Annotated in this window: 21 protein-coding genes; 13 read left to right on the top strand and 8 right to left on the bottom strand. The window is 63.8% G+C overall.

The features are described from left to right. Positions 1–496 precede the first annotated feature (496 nt). Entirely contained in the window at positions 497–760 is a 264-nt protein-coding gene (locus FJ977_RS27735; RefSeq protein WP_027047739.1) for a DUF6460 domain-containing protein, read from the top strand. A 64-nt stretch (positions 761–824) separates the two neighbouring features. Here the strand turns inward: FJ977_RS27735 and FJ977_RS27730 are convergent, their stop codons facing one another. Further along, a complete protein-coding gene (locus FJ977_RS27730) occupies positions 825–1,727 on the bottom strand; it encodes a histone deacetylase (RefSeq protein ID WP_140775355.1) in 903 nt (300 codons plus the stop codon). Between the two features lie 132 nt (positions 1,728–1,859). On the opposite strand from FJ977_RS27730, the gene FJ977_RS27725 reads away from it, so the two are divergent. Beyond that, a complete protein-coding gene (locus tag FJ977_RS27725; protein ID WP_140775354.1) occupies positions 1,860–3,200 on the top strand; it encodes an MATE family efflux transporter in 1,341 nt (446 codons plus the stop codon). Here FJ977_RS27725 and FJ977_RS27720 read toward each other — a convergent pair. Both FJ977_RS27720 and FJ977_RS27715 read right to left on the bottom strand, forming a co-directional pair. Then, positions 3,193–4,272 carry a quinone-dependent dihydroorotate dehydrogenase gene (locus tag FJ977_RS27720; RefSeq protein ID WP_140775353.1) on the bottom strand — a complete coding sequence of 360 codons (1,080 nt, stop codon included), beginning with the start codon at positions 4,270–4,272 and terminating at the stop codon, positions 3,193–3,195. The genes FJ977_RS27725 and FJ977_RS27720 overlap by 8 nt on opposite strands. Then, positions 4,269–4,619 (bottom strand): DUF952 domain-containing protein, encoded by a 351-nt coding sequence (locus FJ977_RS27715; protein WP_140775352.1) that lies wholly within the window; start codon positions 4,617–4,619, stop codon positions 4,269–4,271. The genes FJ977_RS27720 and FJ977_RS27715 overlap by 4 nt, the downstream gene beginning before the upstream one ends. 107 nt (positions 4,620–4,726) lie before the next feature. On the opposite strand from FJ977_RS27715, the gene FJ977_RS27710 reads away from it, so the two are divergent. Then, positions 4,727–5,161 carry a hypothetical protein gene (locus FJ977_RS27710; RefSeq protein WP_140775351.1) on the top strand — a complete coding sequence of 145 codons (435 nt, stop codon included), beginning with the start codon at positions 4,727–4,729 and terminating at the stop codon, positions 5,159–5,161. Positions 5,162–5,285: 124 nt separating this feature from the next. Continuing rightward, positions 5,286–5,945 (top strand): response regulator transcription factor, encoded by a 660-nt coding sequence (locus tag FJ977_RS27705; protein ID WP_140775350.1) that lies wholly within the window; start codon positions 5,286–5,288, stop codon positions 5,943–5,945. 59 nt (positions 5,946–6,004) lie between these two features. Here the strand turns inward: FJ977_RS27705 and FJ977_RS27700 are convergent, their stop codons facing one another. The 3 genes from FJ977_RS27700 to FJ977_RS27690 all read right to left on the bottom strand — a co-directional run bounded on the left by FJ977_RS27700 (position 6,005) and on the right by FJ977_RS27690 (position 9,889). Next, positions 6,005–7,705, bottom strand: coding sequence for a dihydroxyacetone kinase family protein (locus tag FJ977_RS27700; RefSeq protein ID WP_140775349.1), 1,701 nt, complete (start codon positions 7,703–7,705; stop codon positions 6,005–6,007). A gap of 5 nt (positions 7,706–7,710) precedes the next feature. Then, positions 7,711–8,901, bottom strand: coding sequence for a pyridoxal phosphate-dependent aminotransferase (locus FJ977_RS27695; protein ID WP_210243879.1), 1,191 nt, complete (start codon positions 8,899–8,901; stop codon positions 7,711–7,713). An 88-nt stretch (positions 8,902–8,989) separates the two neighbouring features. Further along, positions 8,990–9,889, bottom strand: a complete 900-nt coding sequence (locus FJ977_RS27690; protein ID WP_140775348.1) for a dihydrodipicolinate synthase family protein — start codon at positions 9,887–9,889, stop codon at positions 8,990–8,992. Between the two features lie 202 nt (positions 9,890–10,091). Here FJ977_RS27690 and FJ977_RS27685 point away from each other — a divergent pair, with 202 nt between their 5' ends. The 5 genes from FJ977_RS27685 (at position 10,092) to FJ977_RS27665 (ending at position 14,086) form a co-directional block, all read left to right on the top strand. Continuing rightward, on the top strand, positions 10,092–11,003 hold the full coding sequence (locus FJ977_RS27685; RefSeq protein WP_140775347.1) for an ABC transporter substrate-binding protein: 912 nt from the start codon (positions 10,092–10,094) through the stop codon (positions 11,001–11,003). A 158-nt stretch (positions 11,004–11,161) separates the two neighbouring features. Beyond that, positions 11,162–11,893, top strand: coding sequence for an amino acid ABC transporter ATP-binding protein (locus FJ977_RS27680; RefSeq protein ID WP_140775346.1), 732 nt, complete (start codon positions 11,162–11,164; stop codon positions 11,891–11,893). A gap of 8 nt (positions 11,894–11,901) precedes the next feature. Further along, positions 11,902–12,573 carry an amino acid ABC transporter permease gene (locus FJ977_RS27675; RefSeq protein ID WP_140775345.1) on the top strand — a complete coding sequence of 224 codons (672 nt, stop codon included), beginning with the start codon at positions 11,902–11,904 and terminating at the stop codon, positions 12,571–12,573. 2 nt (positions 12,574–12,575) lie between these two features. After that, positions 12,576–13,238: an amino acid ABC transporter permease gene (locus FJ977_RS27670; protein WP_140775344.1), complete on the top strand. Its 663-nt coding sequence runs from the start codon at positions 12,576–12,578 to the stop codon at positions 13,236–13,238. Beyond that, positions 13,235–14,086 (top strand): IclR family transcriptional regulator, encoded by an 852-nt coding sequence (locus tag FJ977_RS27665; RefSeq protein WP_246683358.1) that lies wholly within the window; start codon positions 13,235–13,237, stop codon positions 14,084–14,086. Before FJ977_RS27670 ends, FJ977_RS27665 begins: the two co-directional genes overlap by 4 nt. A 39-nt stretch (positions 14,087–14,125) precedes the next feature. Here FJ977_RS27665 and FJ977_RS27660 read toward each other — a convergent pair whose 3' ends face one another. Further along, entirely contained in the window at positions 14,126–17,608 is a 3,483-nt protein-coding gene (locus FJ977_RS27660) for a PAS domain-containing hybrid sensor histidine kinase/response regulator (protein WP_140775343.1), read from the bottom strand. Between the two features lie 249 nt (positions 17,609–17,857). Here FJ977_RS27660 and mscL point away from each other — a divergent pair, with 249 nt between their 5' ends. After that, positions 17,858–18,280 (top strand): large conductance mechanosensitive channel protein MscL, encoded by a 423-nt coding sequence (gene mscL, locus FJ977_RS27655; RefSeq protein WP_140775636.1) that lies wholly within the window; start codon positions 17,858–17,860, stop codon positions 18,278–18,280. Positions 18,281–18,390: 110 nt separating this feature from the next. Further along, positions 18,391–19,557, top strand: a complete 1,167-nt coding sequence (locus FJ977_RS27650; protein WP_140775342.1) for a pyridoxal phosphate-dependent aminotransferase — start codon at positions 18,391–18,393, stop codon at positions 19,555–19,557. A 27-nt stretch (positions 19,558–19,584) separates the two neighbouring features. Here the strand turns inward: FJ977_RS27650 and hemA are convergent, their stop codons facing one another. Further along, complete coding sequence (gene hemA / locus FJ977_RS27645; protein WP_140775341.1) at positions 19,585–20,862, bottom strand: 5-aminolevulinate synthase; 1,278 nt, start codon at positions 20,860–20,862, stop codon at positions 19,585–19,587. A gap of 278 nt (positions 20,863–21,140) precedes the next feature. Between hemA and galE the strand changes: the two genes are divergently transcribed. Next, on the top strand, positions 21,141–22,136 hold the full coding sequence (gene galE / locus FJ977_RS27640; protein WP_140775340.1) for a UDP-glucose 4-epimerase GalE: 996 nt from the start codon (positions 21,141–21,143) through the stop codon (positions 22,134–22,136). A 103-nt stretch (positions 22,137–22,239) separates the two neighbouring features. Then, positions 22,240–23,490, top strand: a complete 1,251-nt coding sequence (locus FJ977_RS27635; protein ID WP_140775339.1) for a D-amino acid dehydrogenase — start codon at positions 22,240–22,242, stop codon at positions 23,488–23,490. The last annotated feature ends 1 nt before the right edge of the window (position 23,491 follow it).

Below are 23,491 nucleotides of genomic sequence, written 5' to 3'. Positions count from 1 at the left end.
CAAACGCGCATCCGGCAAATCGGTACGCAGGTTAACTCCCGGGGAGCGTGACCTCTGGGGCGGTCGGGCTCCGATTTGGTGTCTTCCAGGGACTGTTGCACGGTCCTGAAACTGGCGTTCGCCAGCTTTGGTAGGGGGGTCAGAGCGCAGCGCAACCAGTCACCTGAAAGACGCCTGATGTCTCGCAGGTGAAAATTGCACCCACATTGCGCAAAATTCGAAAATGACGATTTTGTGCTTTATTTTCAACAAATTAAAGCGATCTCGTTTACCGATATTTAAGAACTGCGGACTTTCGCAAGCCCCACGGCCTGGTTCACCGCGAGGCCAGATGCTGCAGCGGTGCGGATTTTCCGCGGCCGTCGGAAGCTAGCAACGGATGCCGGCTTGACGCACCCGGTTCGGCGCACAGACCGCGCTGGCTTGATGGATGGCCGCCAAGCACGTATCTCTGGGCCGTGCCCATGAGTCCGGGCATCTCAATCGGGAGACGGCCTTGTCCGCACTGACGCGCTTTCTCGGCGACTCGCCGCTCAGGGTGATCCTGAAGCTGCTGGTGGTGTCGTTCCTCGTTGGCCTTGTCATGAATGCCTTCGGCTGGTCGCCGATGGATGTGTTCTACGGCATCCAGAAATTTTTCATCGACCTCTGGAACCTGGGCTTCCACGCCATCGACCGCTTCCTTGGCTACATCCTGCTCGGTGCCGCGATCGTCGTGCCGGCCTTCATCTTGCTCAGGATCGCCAACTACCGGAAGTGACTTGGAGCAATTCCAGGAAAAGTGTGAAACGGTTTTCCGTTCGGAATTGCATTAAAACAGAGGGCTAGGCGTAAGCCGAGGCGACCTCGAACAGCAGGGCATGCCGTGCGGCAAGCGCCGGCACGTCCGTGGAATAGCCGCCGCCGATGACGCCGCAGACCGGAATGCCTTGCGCGAGAAAGTGGCCGATGACCATCTTGTCGCGGGCGCGCAGGCCGTCATTGGAAAGCGCCAGCCTGCCGAGCCGGTCCTCGGCATGGACATCGACACCGGCATTGTAGAAAACGATGTCCCAGCGCAGCTGGGCCGAGAGCTCCGGCAGGATCGTGGCCAGCCTTTCGAGATAGGCGGCATCACCCGTGCCGTCGGGCAGTGCAATGTCGAGATCGGAAGCGATCTTGCGCACGGGGTAGTTGCGCTCGCCATGCATGGAAAAGGTGAACACGCGTGGCTCGTTGCCCAGAATATCCGCGGTGCCGTCGCCCTGATGCACATCGAGATCGACGACCAGGATGTTTTGTGCCGCACCCTGTGTGAGCAACACCAGCGAAGCGACGGCGACGTCGTTGAAGGTGCAGAAGCCGGCACCTTGCGCGCGCCGCGCATGATGGCTGCCGCCGGCGGTGTTGCAGGCAATGCCGTGGCGCAAGGCAAGTCGTGCAGCCAACACCGTGCCGCCGGCGGCAAGCTGCGCGCGGAGCGAAACGCGCGGGCCGACCGGAAAACCGATCTCACGCTCGATTTTTTCCGGCACCGAACAGCCGATGACCTGGTCGACATAGTCGGCCGCATGGGCAAGCTTCAGCCATGACGCCGGTGCCGGGTCAGCGGTGTTGAGCGCGTCGGGTCCGGCCAGGCCGCGTGCCCGCAAGGCCTCCATCAGGAGCGGATACTTGCTCATCGGGAAGCGATGGTTGGCAGCGAAGCCGGCGTCGTAGTCAGGATGGTGGACGATCTGCAGGGGCATGAACGGAATCCGGCGGGCTCACGCCAGACCGGGATTTCGGTTGGCCATCGCGGGAAGAATGATTGCGCGGTGGCCGGAAAATGGGGCACATCGGCTCCTCGATCAAGCTTCAATCAGCAAGGCAGCAATCCCTTGGACGAGGGTGCAATCCCAGCCAACGCCAGATCTTTTGTCGTCACCAACCGTTCCGTGCTCGCCATAGCGGTACCGATGACGCTCGCCTATCTGACCACGCCAATGCTCGGCCTTGTCGACACGGCGGTGGTCGGGCAGTTCGGCGACGCGGCCCTTCTCGGTGGCCTGGCCGCGGGATCGCTGGTGTTCAGTGTCGTCTTCACCACCTTCAATTTCCTGCGCTCCGGCACCACCGGTCTCGTCGCCCAGGCTTTCGGGCGCGGCGACGCGCTGGAGGAACAGGCGGTGTTCTGGCGCGCCGTGCTGATCGCGGTCGTCGCCGGCATCGTGCTGGCAGCGCTTTCACCGCTTATCGCCGTCGGTGGCCAGTGGTTCATGGGCGCCGAACCGCGCGTCAGCGAGGCGATGGGCGTCTACATCAGGATCAGGCTGCTTGCCGCACCCTTCTCGCTGATCAACTATGCCATCCTCGGTTATGTGCTAGGGCGTGGCGAGGGTGGGCTCGGCCTTGTGCTGCAGCTGGTGCTCAACGGCATCAACATCGCGCTCTGCTTCCTGCTTGGCCTGAAGCTCGGCTGGGGCGTTGCCGGCGTCGCCTGGGCGACCGTCACCGGCGAATTCCTGGCCATGCTGCTGGGTCTCGCCATCGTTGTGCTCCGCTTCCGCTCGACCCCGTCCCTGCCGCGCCATCGCCTGCTCGACATGAGCGCCTTCCTGCGCATGCTGTCGCTCAACCGCGACATCATGATCCGCTCGTTCTCGCTGCTCGCCGCCTTCGCGCTGTTCACGCGTCAAGGTGCGCAGTTCGGCACTGTGACGCTGGCCGCCAACGCGGTCTTGATGAACTTCTTCCTCGTCGCCGGTTATTTCCTCGACGGTTTTGCCACCGCCGCCGAACAGCTCGCGGGCCGTGCCGTCGGCGCACGTGCCGAGCAGCCCTTCCGGCGGGCGGTGCGGCTGACCTTGTTCTGGGGTTTCGGGCTGGCTGGCGCCGCGACGCTGGTGCTGCTCTCGGCTGGTGCCGATCTGGTCGCTGTCGTCACGACATCACAGGAGGTCCGCTCGGTGGCCGACATCTATTTGCCCTGGGCGGCATTCACCGCGCTGAGCGGCGTGCTGGCGTTCCAGATGGATGGTGTCTTCATTGGCGCGACATGGTCGCGCGACATGCGCAACATGATGTTGCTGTCATTTCTCGTCTTTACCGTCGCGCTGCTGACCCTCGCGCCTGCCTTCGGCAATCATGGCCTGTGGGCGGCACTTCACGTCTTCCTGCTGACGCGGGGCTTCAGCCTGCTGGCGATTCTGCGGCTGCGGCTGCGGACGGCGTTCAGTTGAGCGGCTTTGACGCCCACCGATCGAGATGGCTGTCGCGCAACGCGCGGATGGACTTCAGGCGCTCCGTCTCGCAAAAGCGCGCCATGCCGGCGACGATACGGCCCGGCAGTGCCGGCCCTGCATAGATCATGCTGGTGTAGAGCTGGACGAGATCGGCGCCCGCGCGGATCTTTTCCAGCGCCGCATCCGTGGTATCGACGCCGCCGACGCCGATAATGGCGATATCCGACCCCAGCAGTTTGCGCATCCTGGCCAGTACGATGGTCGAGCGTTCGAACAACGGTTTTCCCGAAAGTCCGCCGGTCTCGCCGGCGGCGTCGGTGTTGCGCAGCGGCGGCCGCGAAATCGTGGTGTTGGAGACGATGACGCCGTCGATTTTCTTCTCGGTGACCTCGGCGGCGATGTCTTCCAATTCGGCCTCGACCAGATCCGGCGCGATCTTCAGGAAGACCGGCGGCTGCGCGGACGCCGTGGCGCGTGCGGCCATGACCCGCGACAAAAGCTCGCCGAGCTGCTCGCGCGCCTGCATGTTGCGCAGGCCCGGCGTGTTGGGTGAGGAGATGTTGACCGTCAGATAACCGGCATAGGGGGCGAAGCGGACGACGCCGCGCTCATAGTCGCCGATGCGGTCGGTGCTGTCCTTGTTGGCGCCGATGTTGACGCCGACAATGCCGGAATGCCCCTTGCGGGCGGCAAGGCGTCTTTCGGCCGCCGCATGGCCCTCATTGTTGAAGCCCAGCCGGTTGATCACCGCTTCATCCGCCGTCAGCCGGAAGATGCGCGGCTTCGGGTTGCCGGTCTGCGGCAGCGGCGTGACCGTGCCGACCTCGGCAAAGCCGAAGCCGAGGCCAAGCAGCGCGTCCGGCACCTCGGCATTCTTGTCATAGCCGGCCGCCATGCCGAGCGGGTTGGGGAAATCGAGGCCGCAAAGGCTGACCTTCAACCTGCTATCGTGCACCGTCCGCGCGCCGACCGGCAGTCCGCAGCGCAGCGCCGCGATGGACAGGCCGTGCGCGGTTTCCGGATCGAAGGTGAACAGCAGCTTCTGGCCGAGCCGGTCGAGCACGCTCATTCGGCCTCCAGCGCCGGGAAGAGGTGGGTACCGTCGGCACCAAGCGGCAGCGGTCGCACCCACTTGACGGCTTTGAGTTCCAGCACGCCGTAAAGATGCGGAAACAGCGCGCCGCCGCGCGAGACCTCATATTGCAGGGCGGGTCCCAGGCTGGCGCCGTCAACGGCGACGAGCAGAAGGTCTGTCTGGCCGGAAAAATGCTTTGCCGCCGTTTCCCGGGCCTGCGCCGCCGTCGAGAAATGGATGAAGCCGTCGGTGACATCGATCGGCGCCCCGGTAAAGCGGCCATTGGCTTCGGCCTCGCGCCAAAGCGCTTGCGGGGTTATCTTGTAGATAAACTGAGACATGGTTGCGCTATAGTCCGAACCAGTCGAGCGGGGAAGGCCACGCCAAGGGTCTTCCCCATTTCCGGCGCAAACATTCGATATTTCAGGCCTTGGCCATGGAGGACAACATGCGTCTGCACCACATTTTGATCCCCGCCGCGCTCGTTTCACTGGTCGCGGTATCAGCCTATTCGGAAGAAACCGATCGCTACCGGCTGGAAAAGTCCGCCAACGGCTATGTCCGCATGGACACGCAGACCGGCGCCATGTCGCTCTGCGAGGAGCGTTCGGGCCAGCTCGTCTGCAAGATGGCGGCCGATGAACGCGCCGCCTTCCAGGACGAGGTCGACCGCCTGCAGACCTCGATGAAGGCAATGGATGAGCGCGTCACCAAGCTGGAGAATTCGCTCTCCGCCCGTCTCGAATCGAAATTGCCGAGCGAGGAGGATTTCAACAAGACGATGAGCTACATGGAGCGCTTCCTGAAGGGCTTCATGGGCATCGTCAAGGATATGGACAAGGATAACGGCGACGGCGCCCAGCTCAACTCGCAGAAAACCTGATCATCCAAACCAGTGAAAATGGGGCGTGCCGGCTTTGCCGCTTGAAAACAGCGCGCGGCCCCTCATAATCGTCCGACTGGTCCCGAAAAGCTAAAAATCATCGACGGGATTCGGGGAGGAACATTTGCCGTCAGGCTATTCTTTCGTCATCGCCGACGATCACCCGCTGTTTCGCGGCGCGCTGCGTGAGGCACTTGCCGGCATCGGCAATGTCGCCGCCATCCACGAGGCCGGTGATTTCGAAAGCGCCAAGGCGCTGGTCGTGGCCAATGAGGATGTCGATCTTGTGCTGCTCGACCTGTCGATGCCGGGCGCCAGCGGCCTTTCCGGCCTGATCTCGCTGCGCGGCATCCATCCGGCGGTGCCGCTGATCGTTGTCTCGGCGCATGACGATCCAGCGACCATCAGACGCGCGCTCGATCTTGGCGCCTCCGGCTTCATCTCCAAATCGGCGAGCATGGAAGAGATCCGCAACGCCGTGCAGTCGGTGCTGGCCGGCGACATAGCGGCTCCGGTTGGCGTCGATCTCGGCGTCGAGCGCGATCCCGAAATATCGGACCTGATCAAGAGGTTGCAGGCGCTGACGCCGCAGCAGACCCGTGTGCTGGGCATGCTGGCCGAGGGCCTGCTCAACAAGCAGATCGCCTACGAACTCGGCGTCTCCGAGGCGACCATCAAGGCGCATGTCTCGGCCATCCTGCAGAAGCTCGGCGTCGACAGCCGCACCCAGGCGGTTATCCTGCTGTCCAAGATAGGCAGCGACCCGTTGCAGCCGGCGCACTGAGTGCCGGCGTCGCAACGGATTTAGGCGACGCGCTTCAGGTCATTGTTCAGCCTTGTCTGTCACCCTTGCTTGGCTATCGCCTGTGCGATCGCGCGCATCCAGATCGCAACGGCCGCAGCGCCCCCGTCCGGCGCGCCGACTGCCCGCTCACCGAGATAGCTTGCCCTGCCAAGACGCGGCGACATCGAGGCGGTGGCGTCGGCCCCGTCTGCCGCGGCGTCCGCCGCGCGCGTGCAGCGCTCGCTGGCCGGAAGGCCAACCGTTGATTTCAGTGAACGGACCGCGGGCTCCAGGGCGTCCAGCATGGTGCGGTCGCCAGGCTTCGCGCCGCCGGCCTCGGCTACGGCGGCAATTGCAAGTTCGAATGCGTCCACCCAGTGCTGCGCCGTCAGGTTTGGCTGCTGTGCTAGGTGACGTCCCGCGCGTGCCAGGGCAATGGCATAGAACGGCCCCGAACTGCCGGCGATCGCCCGACGCAAGGCGGTCGAGATTTCGATGATCGCCCCGGGTGGGCTCGACCAGGCCGATTCCGGAAGGGCGCGAACGGCCTGGGCACCGCGCATCATGCTCGCGCCCAGATCGCCGTCGCCGGCCTTGCTGTCGAGATCAGTCAGGTGGTCTTCCGCCGACTCGAGCGCGTCCGCCACCGCCATGACAATTCCGCGCAGACTGGAATCCGCGGCGTTCAGATGCGCCTCGGCCGGTTCGGCGAACGGTTCGATCGTGGCCGCGACGATGGACCGGTTGGCTGGAACATGCCCGCAACCGGGCCACGCGCTTGCTTCAACGGAGGCATCCAGGAAGCGGAGATCATCGGCATCGAGCTTCAGCACGGAGAGCGAGCAGCCCGGCATTTCAAGCGCGGTGAGCAAGTTGCCGCTCCAGGCGCGCTCGACCGTGATGCCGCGCCCGCGCAGGTCCGCCAAAGCGTGACGCGCCACGATGGCGAGTTCCAGCGGTGGCGTCGCGCCGAGCCCGTTGACGAGCAGTGCGACACGATCTCCCGCCTTGAGGCCGCATTCCTTGACGATCCTGGCGATCATCCGTTCGACCAGTTCGTCAGCGGGCTTGATTTCTCCGCGCTCGACGCCTTTCTCGCCATGGATGCCGAGACCCAGTTCGATCTCGCGCTCGCCCAGCGTGAAGCCTGGCCTGCCGGCCGTGGGAACGGTGCAGGCGCCGAGGGCGACGCCCATCGTGCCGACCCGGGCGGCCGCGGATCGCGCTTTTTCCGCCACCTCGGCCAGTGGAAGTCCTGCTTGCGCGGCGGCGCCGGCGATCTTGTGCACAAGCACCGTGCCTGCAATGCCGCGCCGCCTCTCCGGCGCGACGACGCCCGCCAAGGCGATGTCGTCGGCTACCACCGCGATCTCGACAGGGATGCCTTCGGCGCGGGCGAACTCGGCCGCGATGCCGAAATTCAGCCGGTCGCCGGTATAGTTCTTGATGATCAGCAGCGCGCCTGCCGGCCCCGCCGTCGCGCGGATCGCCGCAAGGACGGCATCGGAACTGGGCGAGGTGAAAACGTCTCCTGTCACCGCTGCGCTCAGCATGCCCGACCCGACATAGCCGGCATGGGCTGGCTCATGCCCGGCGCCGCCGCCCGAGATCACGGCCACGGGTCGTTCCGCCGCCGTCGGCAGGCCGATGCGCAAGGCGACATTCTCGGTGTCCAGCAGCGCCAGATGCGGTGTGAGGTCGGCGAGCCCCTCGAGCATTTCGCGAACGACGTTTCGAGGATCGTTGATCAGTTTCTTCATGGCGTTCAGTCGACCTTGCGAAGGAAATCAACGAGGCGGTTAGCCCCTTCCTGGATGAGCTTTGGATCGACCGCGAAGCAGACGCGCAGATAAGCCTCGCCGCCCCGGCCGAAGGCCGAGCCCGGCGCCACGCCGACACCCGCCTCGCGCAGGATACGCCGGGCCATGTCGTAGCCGCTGTTCATGCCGTGGACGGAGAAGAAGAAATAGAAGGTTCCATCCGGCCAGAACACGCGCACATTCGGCAGGCTGTCGAGCGCGGAGCAGATGATCTCCCTGCCCTTGGCCGACCGCGCCACCAGCTCCTTGATGAAGTGGTCGCCCTGGTCGAGCGCGGTGATCGCGGCGTGCTGGATGAACGTCGCGACGCTGGTCGTATTGTACTGGCTGAGATTGTCGAAGACCGTGCCCATGCCGCGCGGATAGATCAGCCAGCCAATCCGCCAGCCGGTCATGCACCAGTTCTTGGAGAAGGTGTTGGTGATGATCAGCCGGTCGGTGGGCGCGGCGAGTTCCAGGAAGGAAGGCGCGATCGTGCCGTCATAGGTGAAATGGGCGTAGACTTCGTCGGAGACGATCCAGATCCCGCGCGCGCGGGCGAAGTCGAGCACTGCCTTCATCTGCTCGAGCGGCATGATCCAGCCCGTCGGGTTGGACGGTGAGTTGATGGCGATGACGCGGGTGCGTGGGGTGACGGCGGCAAAAAGGTCGTCGAGGTCGAGACGAAAGCCTCCTCCCTCGGCGACGCGATAGTTCACCGGCACCACCTTGCCGCCCAGGATGCCTACGATCTCGACGAGGTTGGGCCACGCCGGAACCGGAACGATCACCTCGTCGCTGGGGCTGAGAACGGCCTGGAAGGCCTGCATGATCGCCTGCACCCCGCCCGCGGTGACGCTGAAGCGGTCCGCACCGATCTCCACCTTCCAATGGCGCTTGTGATAGCGGTCGAGCGCCTCGCGAAGGGCCGGCACGCCATGGGAATAGGTGTATCGCGTCTGGCCCGCGGCCAGGGAAGCCACGGCCGCCTCGCGAATGAAGTCCGGCGTGGGAAGGTCGCCTTCGCCGATCCAGAGCTTGATGACGTCCGGGTCCTCCCGGGCGAGATCGGCGATGTCACAGATCTGATTGAGTTCGATCCCGCTGATCCGCTCGGGACTGCCCGCCATGGGCCACTGTGACGTATGCCAATCCATACTTTCTCCTCCGGACGGGTTCGCCCGCTTCAATGCACGTGTGTGGACATGGCGGGACGCGTCGCGCGCCCCGCCATCGGCTGGCATTCTATGCGAGAAGCGCTTGCAGGGCTTCGTCGATACGGCCCTTCTGGCTGTCGCTGACGGGCGGCATCGGCGCGCGCGGCAGATGAAGCGCCAGGCCCTGCCGATGCTGGCAGTACTTCACACAGGCCGGAAGATTGTCGTGAGGCAGTGCGTCCCACAGATCGGCAAGGCGATAGTGCAGGGCGAGGGCGGCCTTGTGGTCTCCGGACTGGACATGGTTCCAGAGCTTCACCGTGACGGCCGGAACCGCGGACGTCAGGGCACTGATCGCGCCGTGCACGCCAAGCGAGAATGCCGGATAGAGCAGCGCATCGGTGCCGGTGAGCACGACGTTTCCCGGCTTGAGGCGATGGAGCAGGTCCGAGACGAGCTTCAGGTCGCCGGCACTCTGCTTCATGCCGATGACGCCGGGAACCTCGTCCATGATCCGCAGCATCAGGTCCGAGCTGAGATAGTTCCAGGGGACAACATTGTAGATGATGATCGGGATGCCGGTCTCTTCCCAGATCGTGCGGAAATGCTGGACGGTGGCATCCTCGTTCGGCTTGAAGAGATAGTGCACGGGGGTGACCTGCATCGCGGCGATATTCAGCCCCTTGAGCATGCGGGCGCGTTCGATGGCGCTGCGTGTGCTGTTGATGATCAGTCCGGCAAGGAAGGGGACACGGCCGCCGATTGCGTCATGCACGGCCTTCATCGAGGCCGTGAAGTCGGCGTCGTTCAGCGTATGGCCTTCGCCTGTGCTGCCACCTGCGACCATGCCGTCGACGCCCTGCTCGATCATGAACTCGACCTGCTCGCCGATCGCTCCCGGAACGAGATTGCCGTTGGCGTCGAAAGGCATCGTGATGGGCGGGATGATGCCCGTGAGCTTTTGGCCGGAAGCGGATTGTGTGGGCATGTCATTCTCCAGGAGCTGGGCTGCTTGATTTTGTATTCCGAAATGCGGGATACATTGTGTCACAAGTCATTTAAAACCCATATTTTATGTTTTGGTCAAGGGCTGGGCTTGTGTATTTCAAAAAAATGTGGATGCATCGCATTGCAACCCTTGCATATGTTCCGGTATGCGGGATTAATAGCTGAATCAATGGGAGTGATTGATGAATTTCAACAAACTGGTTCCGTTGACGCTCGCACTGCTGATGGGCGCGGGCGTGACGGCGTGGGCTGCGGACGAGAGTCCGACGCTCGCCAAGATCCAAGGCGACAAGAAGATCGTCATCATGAACGACCTGTCGGCCGCGCCGTGGCAGTTCCGCGATGCCAACGGCAACGCCGCCGGGTTCTCGATCGACCTCGATCGCATGATCGCGGCCAAGCTCGATGTCGACCTGGAGCTGAGGAACGTCGAATGGGCGGGCCTGATACCCGGGCTGCTGACACGCAAGTCCGATATTCTGGCCACCAGCATGACCGTTACTCCAAAACGCGCGGAGCAAATCCTGTTCACGAAGGAAAACTGGTACTCCACCGGCGTGGTAACGATCGTGCGGCCGGACGACGCGGCTCTCTCCTGGGAGGATCTGAACCAGCCGGGCAAGACGATCGCCGTCAAGGCTGGCACCAGCGCTGTCGACATCGCCAAGCAGTTTTTCGCTAATGCCGAGGTTCAGAGCTATCCGAACGATACCGACACCTATCAGGCCCTGAAAACCAGTCGTGTCGATGCCGCGCTGAACGACCTGGCGGTGCTCGGCGTCGTGCAGCGCGAATATGGTTTCGTGTCGCTGAAGAAGCCTCGTGAACTGATCAGTTCGGACGACTGGGCCTTCGCCGTGCGCAAGGATGATGTGGGCGCCCAAGCCTATCTCGATACGTTGCTTGCCGAGATCAAGGCAAACGGCAAGCTCGAGGCTTTACGCGCCTATTGGGTAGACGGCGAGGCCTGGAAGAAGGACTTCCTGGAGAAGAACGGCGGCGTGTCCGAGGAACGCAAGAAGCTGGTCGAGCAGCTCGGCATTTCGGCCTATGTGCCGGAAAGCGGCAAGGGCACGCGAATGACCCTGGAATAGCATTGCGGTGCCGCATCCCTCGGGACATCGAAGGGATGCGGCAGCGGCACTTCTCTGACCTGGCGCATGAGCCTCTCCGAGCCGTCCTTTCCGGCCCATGCACCAGCAATCCGGTAAGCACGCCAGCGTCAGGCATCTCCTCCACTTTCGGTGACTGAATGACATTTTTCGAGGCCAGAGACGTCAATTTCCACTTCGGCGGTTTTCACGCGCTGCGCGACGTTTCGTTCGAGTTCGGCAAGGGCGACGTGCTGGTCGTTTGCGGCCCTTCCGGTTCGGGAAAGAGCACCTTGATCCGTGCCATCAACCGTCTTGCCGGCCCGCTCACCAGCGGTTCGATGTCGATCGAGGGGCGCGATCTGGCGGGCCTGCCCGGCAGGGAACTCTATCGGCGCATTGGAATGGTCTTCCAGCGCTTCAACCTTTTCCAGCACCTCACCGTGCTCGAGAATATCGCGCTGCCGCAGAGGCGGGTGCTCGGCAAAGGCCGGCGCGAGGCCGCGGACCGCGCCAGGGCACTGCTCGATCGCGTTGGCCTGGCCGACAAGGCCGGCACCTATCCCGTCAGGCTGTCTGGCGGCCAGCAGCAGCGTGTCGCCATCTGCCGGGCGCTGGCGATGGACCCCGAACTGCTGTTGTTCGACGAGCCGACGTCCGCTCTCGATCCCGAAATGGTGGGAGAGGTGCTGCAGGTCATGCGCAACCTGGCCGCCGGCGGCATGACCATGATCGTGGTGACCCATGAGATGGGTTTCGCACGCGAGCTTGGCACCGAGATCCTCTTCATGGAGGCAGGCCAGGTGGTCGAGCGCGCGCCGCCCGCCGATTTCTTTGCCTGTCCGCGGGAGGCGCGCACGCGCGCCTTCCTCGACCAGATACTCCATCATTGAGGCCAGCGATGTTCGCCACAGCCTATGACCTGTTCTGGCAATATCGCGACGTTTATCTGCGAGGGCTGGGCAATGCCCTGATGGCGGCGGCTTGCGGCCTGGTGCTGTCCCTCATTGTCGGCGTCGTCGCCGGCGTCGTCCGCTTCTCCTCCACGGGTGTCGCCGGGCGCATCGTGGCCATCTATGTTTCCGTCGTGCGCAACACGCCGATGCTGGTGCAGGTCTATTTCATCTATTTCGGCTTGCCGGCGCTCGGCGTCACGCTCTCGGCCTTTGCGACGGGTGTTGTCGCACTCACCTTCAACTCGGGCGCCTACATCGCCGAGATCACGCGTGGCGGCCTTGCCGCCATCCCGCAAGGACAGACCGAGGCGGCGATGGCGCTTGGCCTCAATCGCCGCATCCTTTTGGCGCGCGTCCTGGTTCCGCAGGCGGCGCCGACTGTCCTGCCCGCAATCACCGGCCAGTTCGTGCAACTGATCAAGGACACCTCGCTGCTCTACACCATCGCGGTCCTGGAGATCACCAAGGCTGCCGACGACGTCGGCAACGAGACCTACCAGTTCCTGGAGGCCTATCTGGTGAGCTGCGTGATCTACGTCGTGGTCTGCGCCATACTCAACCTGCTTGTCGACCAATACGAGCGCCGTGCCGGCTTCTCCAGGCACCGGAGGGTCTGAGCATGACGCTCTTCTCGCTGGTCTACGACGCCGCCACGCTCATTCTTTCAGGGATGCCGATCGTCATCGTGCTGATGGTCTCGGCCTTCTTTCCCGCGCTCGCCCTTGGCATACTTGGCGGCCTGATGAGCAGTTCGAAATCCAGGCTGCTGCGCATCATAGCGGGATTGTATGTCTACATTTTCCGCAGCGTTCCCTTCCTGATGTTCATCTTCCTGGTCTATTACGGCCTGCCCTACTACGACATCGACATCGGTCCGGTCACGACCGCCATCATAGCGCTCGCCCTGAGCCACGGCGCCTATATGACCGAGATCATCCGGGGCGGGCTGCTTGGCTTTGACAAAGGGCAGAACGAGGCCGCGATCGCGCTTGGCTTTACCCTGACGCAACGGCTCAGGGACATCGTGCTGCCGCAGACGCTGATGGCGATCATTCCATCGCTTCTTGGTCAATCGATCCTGATGGTGAAGGATACCTCGCTGGTCTCGGTGGTGGGAATCAGCGAGCTCACCCGCCTCGGGCGGGAAGTCGTCATCAGGACCAATGAGCCCTTCGTTGTTTTCACGATCGTCGCGGCTGCCTATTTTGTCCTATGTTTCGGTCTGGAAATGGTGGCGGTTCGTCTCGAAGCCCGTGTGCGCAAGATAACCTCGAGGCAATGAGCGATATGGAAGGGAAGACCATGAGTCAGGCCGGAACCGTCACGCCGCCTCGCGCCGCGTCCGCCGACGGGGTCGACGAAGCGGCGCGGGAGAGCCGCGACTCCGGGGCAAAGTCACTGCGCAAGATGTCCGTCGTGCTGGACTGCTTCACGCGGCTGCATCCCACATTGACCGTGGGCGAGATATCGGAGGCCACGGGCTTGCCCCGCACGACCGTCCACCGCATCGTCGCTTCGCTGAGGGAAGTCGGGATGCTCGACCAGGATGGGCGCCGCCAGAGCTACCGGCTTGGTTTGAAGATGTTTCACTACGGAAGCAGCGTGCTGGCGAGCCTCGATACCCCCCGGCGGGCGCATCCTCACATCGCCAAGCTGCAGCTCTTCACCGGCGAGATCATTCATTTCCACATGTTCGACGGCAGCCAGATGGTCTGCGTCGAGCGCGAGGAGATGGGCAGTTCGCGGCTCACCACATTGACCACCATCGAGGGCGCTCCGACCTATTGCACGAGCGTCGGCAAGGCATTCCTGGCATTTCAGGATGAGACGCTGGTGCGTCGGATCGCGCAGGAGGAAGGCCTCAGGCGATACACCCCCAGGACGATCACCGATCTCGGCAAGCTCCTCGAAGAGTTGGCGCTCATTCGTTCCCGCGGGTTCGCGATCGACGATGAGGAGAACCAGGTAGGTCTTCGTTGCATTGGGGCGCCGATCAGGGACGCTGCTGGCAGGGTTTTTGCCTCGGTCAGCGTATCGGGGCCCGCCGAGCGGATGCCCGACATCCGGCTCGAGGGTCTTGCTCCGCTGGTAATCCAGACCGCGAACGATATCTCGAAGGCCCTGGCATAGTGCTTACCAGGCGATGCGTACGAGTGATAGGACCTGATCTTACTCGGCCGACGCCATCGGCCTGACCCTGGCCATCATCGAGCGCAGCACCGCCGGTTTCAGCGGCTTGTTGATCATCGGAACGTCGAGTTCGCCAGCCGCCGCGCGCACCTCGTTGGAACGGTCGGCGGTGACCAGCACACACGCAAGATCCTGGCCACACGTCGCGCGCAAGGTCCTGATCGCGTCGAGCCCGGTGACGCCGTCGAGATGATAGTCGGCAAGCACGATGTCGGGCCTGCGCGCGCCAGGCCGCAGGAGCTCTCCCGATCCGGAGGCGGTGTCGACGGTGCACCCCCAGCCTTCGAGCAGAAGACGCATGCCGTCGAGGATGCGCTCGTCATTGTCGATGCAAAGCACTGTCAGCCCGGCAAGCGAGGAAGCGGCGCGTGCCGGTGCTTTCTCGATCTCGCGTCGCGGCGCCGCCACAGCCGCCACCGGCAGTATGACCGAGAAGCGCGTGCCCTTGCCCGGATTGGAGAAGAGGCGGATTTCGAGCCTGAGTACCCTGGCTATGCGGTCGACGATGGAGAGGCCGAGACCGAGGCCCTCGGCCTCCCGCGCACCTTCGTCCAGCCGGGTGAACTCATGGAAGACGGTGTTCAGCCTGTCGCCGGCGATGCCGATGCCGGTGTCGATCACCTGGATCTCCGCCAGTTCGCCGCGTCGCCGCACGCCGACCAGGATGCGGCCCTGGCGCGTATATTTGATGGCATTGGAGACAAGGTTCTGGATCAGGCGGCGCAATAGATTGCGGTCGGTCACCACCGTCAGCGAAGATGGCATGATCGTCAGGCCGAGCTTTTTCTCCGCGGCCATCGGTCGAAAATCATTGCCGATCTGGCGCAGCAATCCGTCGAGGTTGAAGGCGGTATCGTCCGGCTTCATCGCGCCGGCATCGAGGCGGGAGATGTCGAGCACGGCGCCAAGGATCGTCTCAACCGATTCCAGCGAGGATTCGATGTTGACCGCGGCCTTGCCGGCCGGACCCTTGCCGGCTTTCTCGATCAGCGAGGAGCAATAGAGCCGGGCAGCGTTCAACGGCTGCAGGATGTCATGGCCGGCGGCGGCGAGGAAGCGCGTCTTGCCCAGATTGGCCTCCTCGGCCAGCATCTGCGCCTGCGCCAGTTCCTCGTTGACCCGGGTGAGTTCGATGGTTCGGGTCTTGACGCGTTGTTCCAGCGATTCATTGGCGCGCTTCAGCGCCAGATCCTGCTCGACGCGGCCGGAAATGTCGGCATAGGTGGCGACGATGCCGCCGTCCGGCATCGGGTTGGAGCGCAGTTCGAGAATGCGGCCGCTGGTCTTCAGCTCCATCTGCCAGGGGCTGACGAAACTGGTCAGACGGTTGAGCATTGTCACGCGCTGGTCGGCGGGGATGTCACCGCGCTCGGCGAGATGGCGCAAGATCTGGTCGAGCGAGACGCCGACCTGGCCCATCTCGTCGGGCAGGTCGAACAGCGCCCGGTACTGGCGGTTCCAGCAGATCAGCCGAAAGTCCTTGTCGAAGACGGTAATGCCTTGCTCCATCTGGTCGAGCGCGATCTGCAGCAGGTCGCGGTTGTGCTGCAGTGCCTCGGTGGCGTCGTCGAGCAGGCGGAAGGCATCCCGGGATTCGCGGTCATGGCGCCTGAACAGCAGCGACAGGATCAGCCGCGCCGAGGAGGAACCGACGGCGCTGGCCAAAAGCTGCTCGGAGAAGCGGATGACGTCCATGCTCGCCTGCTCCTTGCCGTGCAGCGAGGTGCCGTTGGTCCTCTCGAACGACTGGAAAGAGCGCTCGGTGCGCTCGACGCCGAGATAGCGGCCGATCGTGTCCTTGAGGTCGTTGACGGTGATGGCGGTGCGGAAGCGGCGTAGACTCGGCATCGGGCCGGCGTCGCGCGGCACGAAGATCGATGCCTGGATGCGCTCCAGCGGCACCGACGCGCGCGACAGCGAGCCGAGCACGAAGAACACCGCGTTGATCGACAGGCTCCACAGCACGCCGTGGTTCAGGGGTTCGGCAACCGTGCCGAACAGGGCTTGCGGGCGCAGTGCCTCGAAGCCGAACAGCCCATGCACGACGATGTCGGTGTCGGGCGCGACAAGCGAAGGCAGGAGCAGCGTGTAGCTCCAGACAAGGATGCCGGCGACCATGCCGAGCGCGGCACCCCTGCCGTTGGCGCCGCGCCAGATCAGCCCGCCGATCAGCGCCGGCGCGAATTGCGCGATGGCCGCGAACGACATCAGGCCGATCGATGACAGCCGCGCGCTGTTGGTGCTCTCGCGATAGTAGAGGAAGGCGATGAACAGGAGGATGAAGATCGCTCCGCGCCGCACGTTGAGGATAAGCGTCGACCAGTCCTCGGTCTCCAAGGTCGAGGTCTTGAGCAGGCGGCGCACGAACAGCGGAATGACGAGGTCATTGGAGATCATGATCGACAGCGCCACGCTTTCGACGATCACCATGGCTGTTGCCGCGGACAACCCACCGATGAAGGCCGCCATGGCCAGCAGGTCGTGACCGCTGAAGAGCGGCAGCGACAGCACGTAGAGATCGCTGCTGGTGCCGGTGCCGACCAGCGACAGGCCGGCAAACGCGATCGGCAGCACGAACAGGTTGATCGCCACGAGGTAGAGCGGAAACACCCAGGTCGCGGTGCGCAGCTCGGCCTCGCCGCGGTTCTCGACAATGGTGACGTAGAACTGCCGCGGCAGCATGATGATGGCACAGCCGCTGAGGCCCGTCAGCACCAGCCAGGTGGCAAGCGAGGTGTTGTAGCCCATCGCCTGCCGCACCTGCCCATTTTGCGCCAGCTTGGCGAACATGTCTCCCGGGCCGCCGAAGATCAGGAAGGTGACCATCAGGCCGATCGCCAGGAAGGCGGCGAGCTTGACCACGGTTTCGACCGCCACCGCCAGCACCAGCCCGTCCTGATGTTCGGTGGCATCGGCGTGGCGGGTGCCGAACAGCACGGCAAACAACGCCAGAAGCATCGCCACGACCAGCGAGATGTCGCTGACGAACGGATCGAAGGAGGGCGGCGATCCCGTATAGTGCTCGACCATCAGGCTGACCGAGCCGGAAATCGCCTTCAATTGCAGCGCGATGTAGGGCACCGCCCCGATCGTGGCGATCAGCGTGGCGATCGCCGCGACGGTGAAGCTCTTGCCGTAGCGCGCGCCGAGGAAGTCCGCGATCGAGGTGATCTTCTCGGTCTTGGCCAGCCGTACGATGCGGTTGAGCAGGGGAAAGCCGAACACGAACACCAGCACCGGGCCGGTGTAGATGCCGAGGAATTCGAGGCCGCGTTCGGACGAGAGGCCGACGGAGCCGAAAAAGGTCCACGAGGTGCAGTAGATCGCCAGGCTGAGCGCGTAGATGAATGGCCTTGCCCGGCCCGGCCCTGAAATGGCCGAGCGGCGATCGCCCAGGCTGGCGATGGCGAACAGCAGCGTCACATAGGCGATCGCGATGATGACGATGAACAGACCCTGCACGCCTGGAATTTCCTCCTTTGCCGTTTTTTATCCGGCTTGCTCGAACGCAATCACAGCTTGAGCCCTAAGTCCATCGCGGCTTTGGGCGCATGAAGGGCATGATTTCTGGAGGTTGAGGTGGGCAAGGAGAAAGCGGTTGTTTTCTCCCTTTTACCCATGTTGCAACTCCAGGTTTTTGTTATTGTGCCCATGGTCGATGCCGCAAGGACGGAACGGCAGCGCGGCCGGGTCATGACAAGGAGGGTCGGAATGCTGAAAGAATTCCAGGAATTCATTTCCAAGGGTAATGTGATGGACTTGGCCGTCGGCGTCATCATTGGCGGCGCCTTCAGCACGATCGTTACCTCGCTGGTCAATGATATCATCATGCCGATCGTCGGCGCGATTTTCGGTGGTCTGGATTTCAACAATTATTTCTTCGGCCTTTCCTCGGCCGTCAACGCCACCTCGCTGGCGGACGCCAAAAAACAAGGCGCCGTTTTCGCGTATGGCAGCTTCATCACCGTGGTGCTGAACTTCCTCATCCTCGCCTTCATCATCTTCCTGATGGTCAAGGTGGTGAACAATATGCGCCGGCGGCTTGAGGCCGAAAAGCCCGCGCCCGCCGCGGCGCCGCCCCCCGCCGATGTCGCGCTGTTGACCGAAATCCGCGACCTGCTCGCCAGGAAATAACTCGGCCTGCCATCGCTGGACCAAAACCCCGGTCGCTCGCGGCCGGGGTTTTCTGTTTTCGCATCTGGTAAGGAGCGCTGACCAACGCTTGAGACCGGAACCGACCCGCCATGACCTTGATCGACAGCTTGCGCGCCGAAGCCCGCGCGGCACCTGAAAGCGGCATTGTCGCCGTCGTCAATTACGGCCGCCTGCGCGAGGGCTTGATCCCGCTTTGGGCGGGTGAGGGCGACCTGCCGACGCCGGCCTTCATTTCCGACGCCGCTGCTCGGGGATTGTCCAATGGCGAGACCTTCTACACCTGGCAGAAGGGCATTCCTGATCTCAGGCAGGCGCTTGCCCGCTACTATGCAAGGCATTTCGCCAGGACGTTTCCCGAGGAGCAGTTCATCGTCACCGGCTCCGGCATGCATGCCATCCAGCTGGCGCTCGACGCGCTCGCCGGGGCCGGCGACGAGGTTATCTATCTGTCGCCGGCCTGGCCGAATTTCGATGCCGCGGCGGCGATATCGGGAGCCGTTCCGGTACCGGTCACGCTCGACAACTCGGGCAATGGCTGGTCCTGCGACGTCGAGAAGATAGCGGCGGCGATCACGCCGCGCACCAAGGCGCTGTTCATCAACACGCCTTCGAACCCGACCGGCTGGACCGCCGATCACGAGACCTTGCAGGCGATCCTCGATCTTGCGCGGGCGAAGAACCTCTGGATCATCGCCGACGAGATCTATTCGCTGTTCCACTATGGCCATGGCCGCGCGCCGTCCTTCCTTGACATAGCGACGGCGGAGGACCGCATCCTGTACGTCAACTCCTTCTCCAAGAACTGGGCGATGACCGGCTGGCGCATCGGTTGGATCAAGACGCATCCGAGCCTGCAGCAGGTGTTCGAGAACCTGATCCAGTATTCGAACTCGGGTGTTGCCCAATTCATGCAGCGCGGTGCGATCGCCGCGCTTGACGAGGGCGATGGCTTCGTCGCCGAGCAGGTGGAGCGGGCGAGGAAGGCACGCGACCTGGTCTGCGGCATTCTCGGAGCCACCGGCCGGGCCCGGTTCACCGTGCCGCAGGGCGCCTTTTACCTGTTCTTCGCCGTCGACGGCATCACCGATTCGCGCTCGGCCGCTTTCGAGATCGTCGACAAGGCCAATGTCGGCCTGGCGCCCGGCACGGCCTTTGGTCCTGGCGGCGAAGCCTTCCTCAGGCTGTGCTTCCACCGCCGCCTCGATCAGATCGACGAAGCGGCGCACCGGCTGGCGAAGTGGATGAAGACCGTTTGAGCGGGTGGTGGTTTTAGCCGCCCGAGATCAGCCGCCCGACTTGGGGACCAGCAGGGGAATGATGCGGTCGGTCTTGGCGACCGAAGGTCGGCCGGCGGAGCCGTAGGGAATGCCGAGCGCATCCCAGGTCTCGACCAGCGCATCCTGCAGTTCGGCGATCAGCGCGTCCGAATGGAACGGCGTCGGCGTGATGCGCAGCCGCTCGGTGCCGCGCGGCACGGTCGGGTAGTTGATCGGCTGGATGTAGATGCCGTGAACGCCAAGCAGCCGGTCGCTCGCCATCTTGCAAAGCTCCGGATCGCCAACCAGCACCGGCACGATATGGGTCGCGGAGTCCATCACCGGCAGGCCGGCGGCCGCCAGGATCTGTTTGGTTCGGCTCGCCTGCTGCTGCTGCGCGTCGCGCTCGGCCTGCGATTGCTTGAGATGACGGATGGACGCGGTGGTGGCGGCGGCGATCGCCGGCGGCAGCGCCGTGGTGAAGATGAAACCCGGCGCATAGGAGCGAACCGCGTCGATCACCGCGCTGGTGCCGGTGATGTAGCCGCCCAGCGTGCCGAACGCCTTGGCCAGCGTGCCCTGGATGATGTCGATGCGGTCGGCAAGGCCTTCGCGCTCGGTGATGCCGCCGCCGCGCGGTCCGTACATGCCCACGGCATGGACCTCGTCGATATAGGTCATGGCGTTGTAGCGCTCGGCGAGCTCGACGATCTCTCTGATCGGCGCGATGTCGCCGTCCATCGAATAGACGCTTTCGAAGACGATCAGCTTGGCGCGCTCGCGCCCCGCCGCCTGCAAGAGGCTTTCCAGATGCGCGACGTCATTGTGGCGGAAGATCTTCTTTTCGGCGCCCGAGCGCCGCACGCCCTCGATCATCGAGGCGTGGTTCAACTCGTCCGAGATGATCAGGCAGTTGGGCAAAAGCCGGGCAATGGTCGAGATCGAGGCTTCGTTGGAGACGAAGCCGGAGGTGAAGACCAGGGCCGCGTCCTTGCCGTGCAGGTCGGCAAGCTCCTGCTCGAGCTCGACCAGCGGGTTGGACGTGCCGGAAATGTTGCGGGTGCCGCCGGCGCCCGAGCCCATCTTGCCGGCCGCATTCTGGAAGGCGGCGATGACATCGGCGTGCTGGCCCATGCCGAGATAGTCGTTGGAGCACCAGACGGTGATTTCCTCGGCGCGGCCATTGGAGCGCCAGATGGCGCGCGGAAACTTGCCCGCGATACGCTCGAGATCGGCGAAGACACGATAGCGCCGCTCGGCGTGGAGCTGGTCGATCGCTTCTTCGAAGAACCGCTGGTAGTTCATGTCGGCTTCCCAATTTTGCGCGGGATCATAATCATTGCCCTATTGGTCGTCCACCGGGCCGTTTTGGTCAAAATGCCACGCCCCGCACCTGTTCCTAACGCTTGCGGATCATGGCCTATTCCCGTTCCAAGACACGCTCTGTGGATCACTTTTGTTTCCACACGATGCCACATCAAGTGAACGCCGGTTACCAAGGGTTCTAATGGCCATGCGGATGGCTTTCCAGTAAGGCGGTGTTTGAGACAGTTTCCGATAAATCTTGAGATGCGAGGATGCGGATGACGGTTTTGGTGACAGGTGGCGCCGGCTATATAGGCAGCCACATGGTCTGGGAATTGCTGGATGCCGGCGACAGCGTGGTCGTTCTCGACCGGCTTTCGACCGGCTTCGAATGGGCGGTGGCGCCGGAGGCAAAGCTTGTCGTCGGCGATGTCGCCGACAAGGAATTGGTCGGATCGATCATCCGGGACAATCAGGTCGACGCCATCATCCATTTCGCCGGCTCCATCGTGGTTCCGGAATCGGTCGCCGACCCGCTTGCCTATTATGAGAACAACACCTCGAAGACGCGCACGCTGATCGAAACCGCGGTGCGCGAAGGCGTGCCCAACTTCATCTTTTCCTCGACCGCCGCCGTCTATGGTGGCGCCGGGCTTGAGCCGGTGCGCGAGGACGCCCGCCTGGCGCCCGAATCGCCCTACGGCCTCTCCAAATTGATGAGCGAATGGATGCTGCGCGACGCGGGCCTTGCGCACGACATCCGCTACACGGCGCTGCGCTACTTCAACGTCGCCGGCGCCGACCCGAAGGGCCGCACCGGCCAGTCGACGCCGGGCGCCACGCATCTTATCAAGGTTGCCTGCGAGACCGCGCTCGGCAAGCGTCCCTTCATGCAGGTGTTCGGCACCGACTACCCGACGCCGGACGGCACCTGCATGCGCGATTACATCCATGTCAGCGACCTCGCCGCCGCGCATCGCCTCGCCTTGCAGCGGTTGCGCGCGGGGGGCCCGAGCCTCGTCGCCAATTGCGGCTACAGCCATGGCTATTCCGTGCTCGAGGTGATCGACAGCGTGCGGCGCGCCTTCGGCCATGATTTCGAGGTGAGGATGGGCGATCGGCGTCCCGGCGATGCCGCGGCCGTGGTCGCCAATTCGGACCTTGCGCGAGCGGAACTCGGCTGGACCCCGCAACGCGACGACCTCGACCAGATCGTCGCCGACGCGCTCGCCTGGGAACGCATCCTGACCAGCAAGAACTCCGCACGCGGCTGAGCCAGGCTCCCCAAGGGCTCGCAACGCGCGCGGTGACACGCTATGGAAGCATTAGCGACACGGCGTGGAGGCGCTGTGCCGCGAAGAGCTTTTGGGGGATGGCATGAAGATAACGGTGCTTGGAGCTGGCGTCGTCGGCACGGCGGCGGCCTATTATCTGGCCGCCGACGGTCACGAAGTCACGGTGATAGAGCGCCATCCGGCGCCGGCGCGTGGCACCAGCCAGTCGAATGCCGGGCTGGTTTCGCCGGGCGACGCCACCGCCTGGGCCTCGCCGGCGGCGCTGAAGACCTTCCTGCGCGGGCTCTACAACCATGATCTCGGCATCAAGGTGCGGCTGCGCTTCGATCCTTATTTCCTTGCCTGGAGCCTGCGCTTCCTGCGCCAGTGTACCGTGGCCCGCCTGCGCGCCAACAGCCAGGTCAAGCTGCGCCTGGCGCTCTATTCACGTGAGTGCATCAACGCCATCTCGGCGGGCACCGGCATCCACTATGACGAGCGCAAGAAAGGCATCCTCTACTTCTTCCGCTCACAGCACAGCCTCGACACGGGCACCGACAATTACCGCTATCTGGCCCAGCATGGCCTGCCGATCGAGATCGTCGGCCGCGACCGGCTGGTCGAGCTTGAACCGGGCCTTGCCGGCGTGAAGGAAAAGATCGCCGGCGGCGTCTACTCGCCGATCGACCAGACCGGCGATTCCCGGCAGTTCGTGGAGAAGCTCGCTGCCCACGCCGCCGAAAAGCTCGGCGTGAGATTTCTCTACGGCACGACGGTCGAAGGCCTCGACATCGAGGGCGGCCGGGTGCGCGCGGTGATGACCTCCGCCGGACCGGTCGCTGGTGATGCCGTGGTGATCTCGATGGGCCCGGAAAGCGGCCTGCTCGGCCGCCGCTACGGCATCGACCTGCCGGTCTATCCGGTGAAGGGCTACACCGCGACCATTCCGTTGGAAGACGAGAGCAAGGGCCCGACCATGGGCGGCGCCGACGAGGACCAGCTGATGGCCTATTCGCGCCTTGGCAATCGCTTGCGGCTGGCCTCGACCGCAGAATTCACAGGCTTCGACCGCACCCACAAGCCAAGCGACTTTGCCACCATGTTCAGGACTGCCAGGGATCTCTTTCCCGGCGCCTTCGACGAGAAGAAAGCGGAGCTGTGGGCTGGCCTGCGGCCAATGATGCCGAACTCCGTGCCGGTCATTGGCCAGGCGCGCTATGAAAATCTCTATCTCGACACCGGCCACGGCCATGTCGGCTGGACCATGGCCTGCGGCTCCGGGAAATTCCTGGCCGACCTTGTCGCAGGCCGCAAGCCGGAGATCGACCCGCAGGGGCTGGTCTACGGAGGCTAGG

The organism is Mesorhizobium sp. B2-1-3A, from assembly GCF_006442655.1.
Classification (GTDB): Bacteria; Pseudomonadota; Alphaproteobacteria; order Rhizobiales; family Rhizobiaceae; genus Mesorhizobium.
This window is presented reverse-complemented; position numbering and strand designations above follow the sequence as displayed.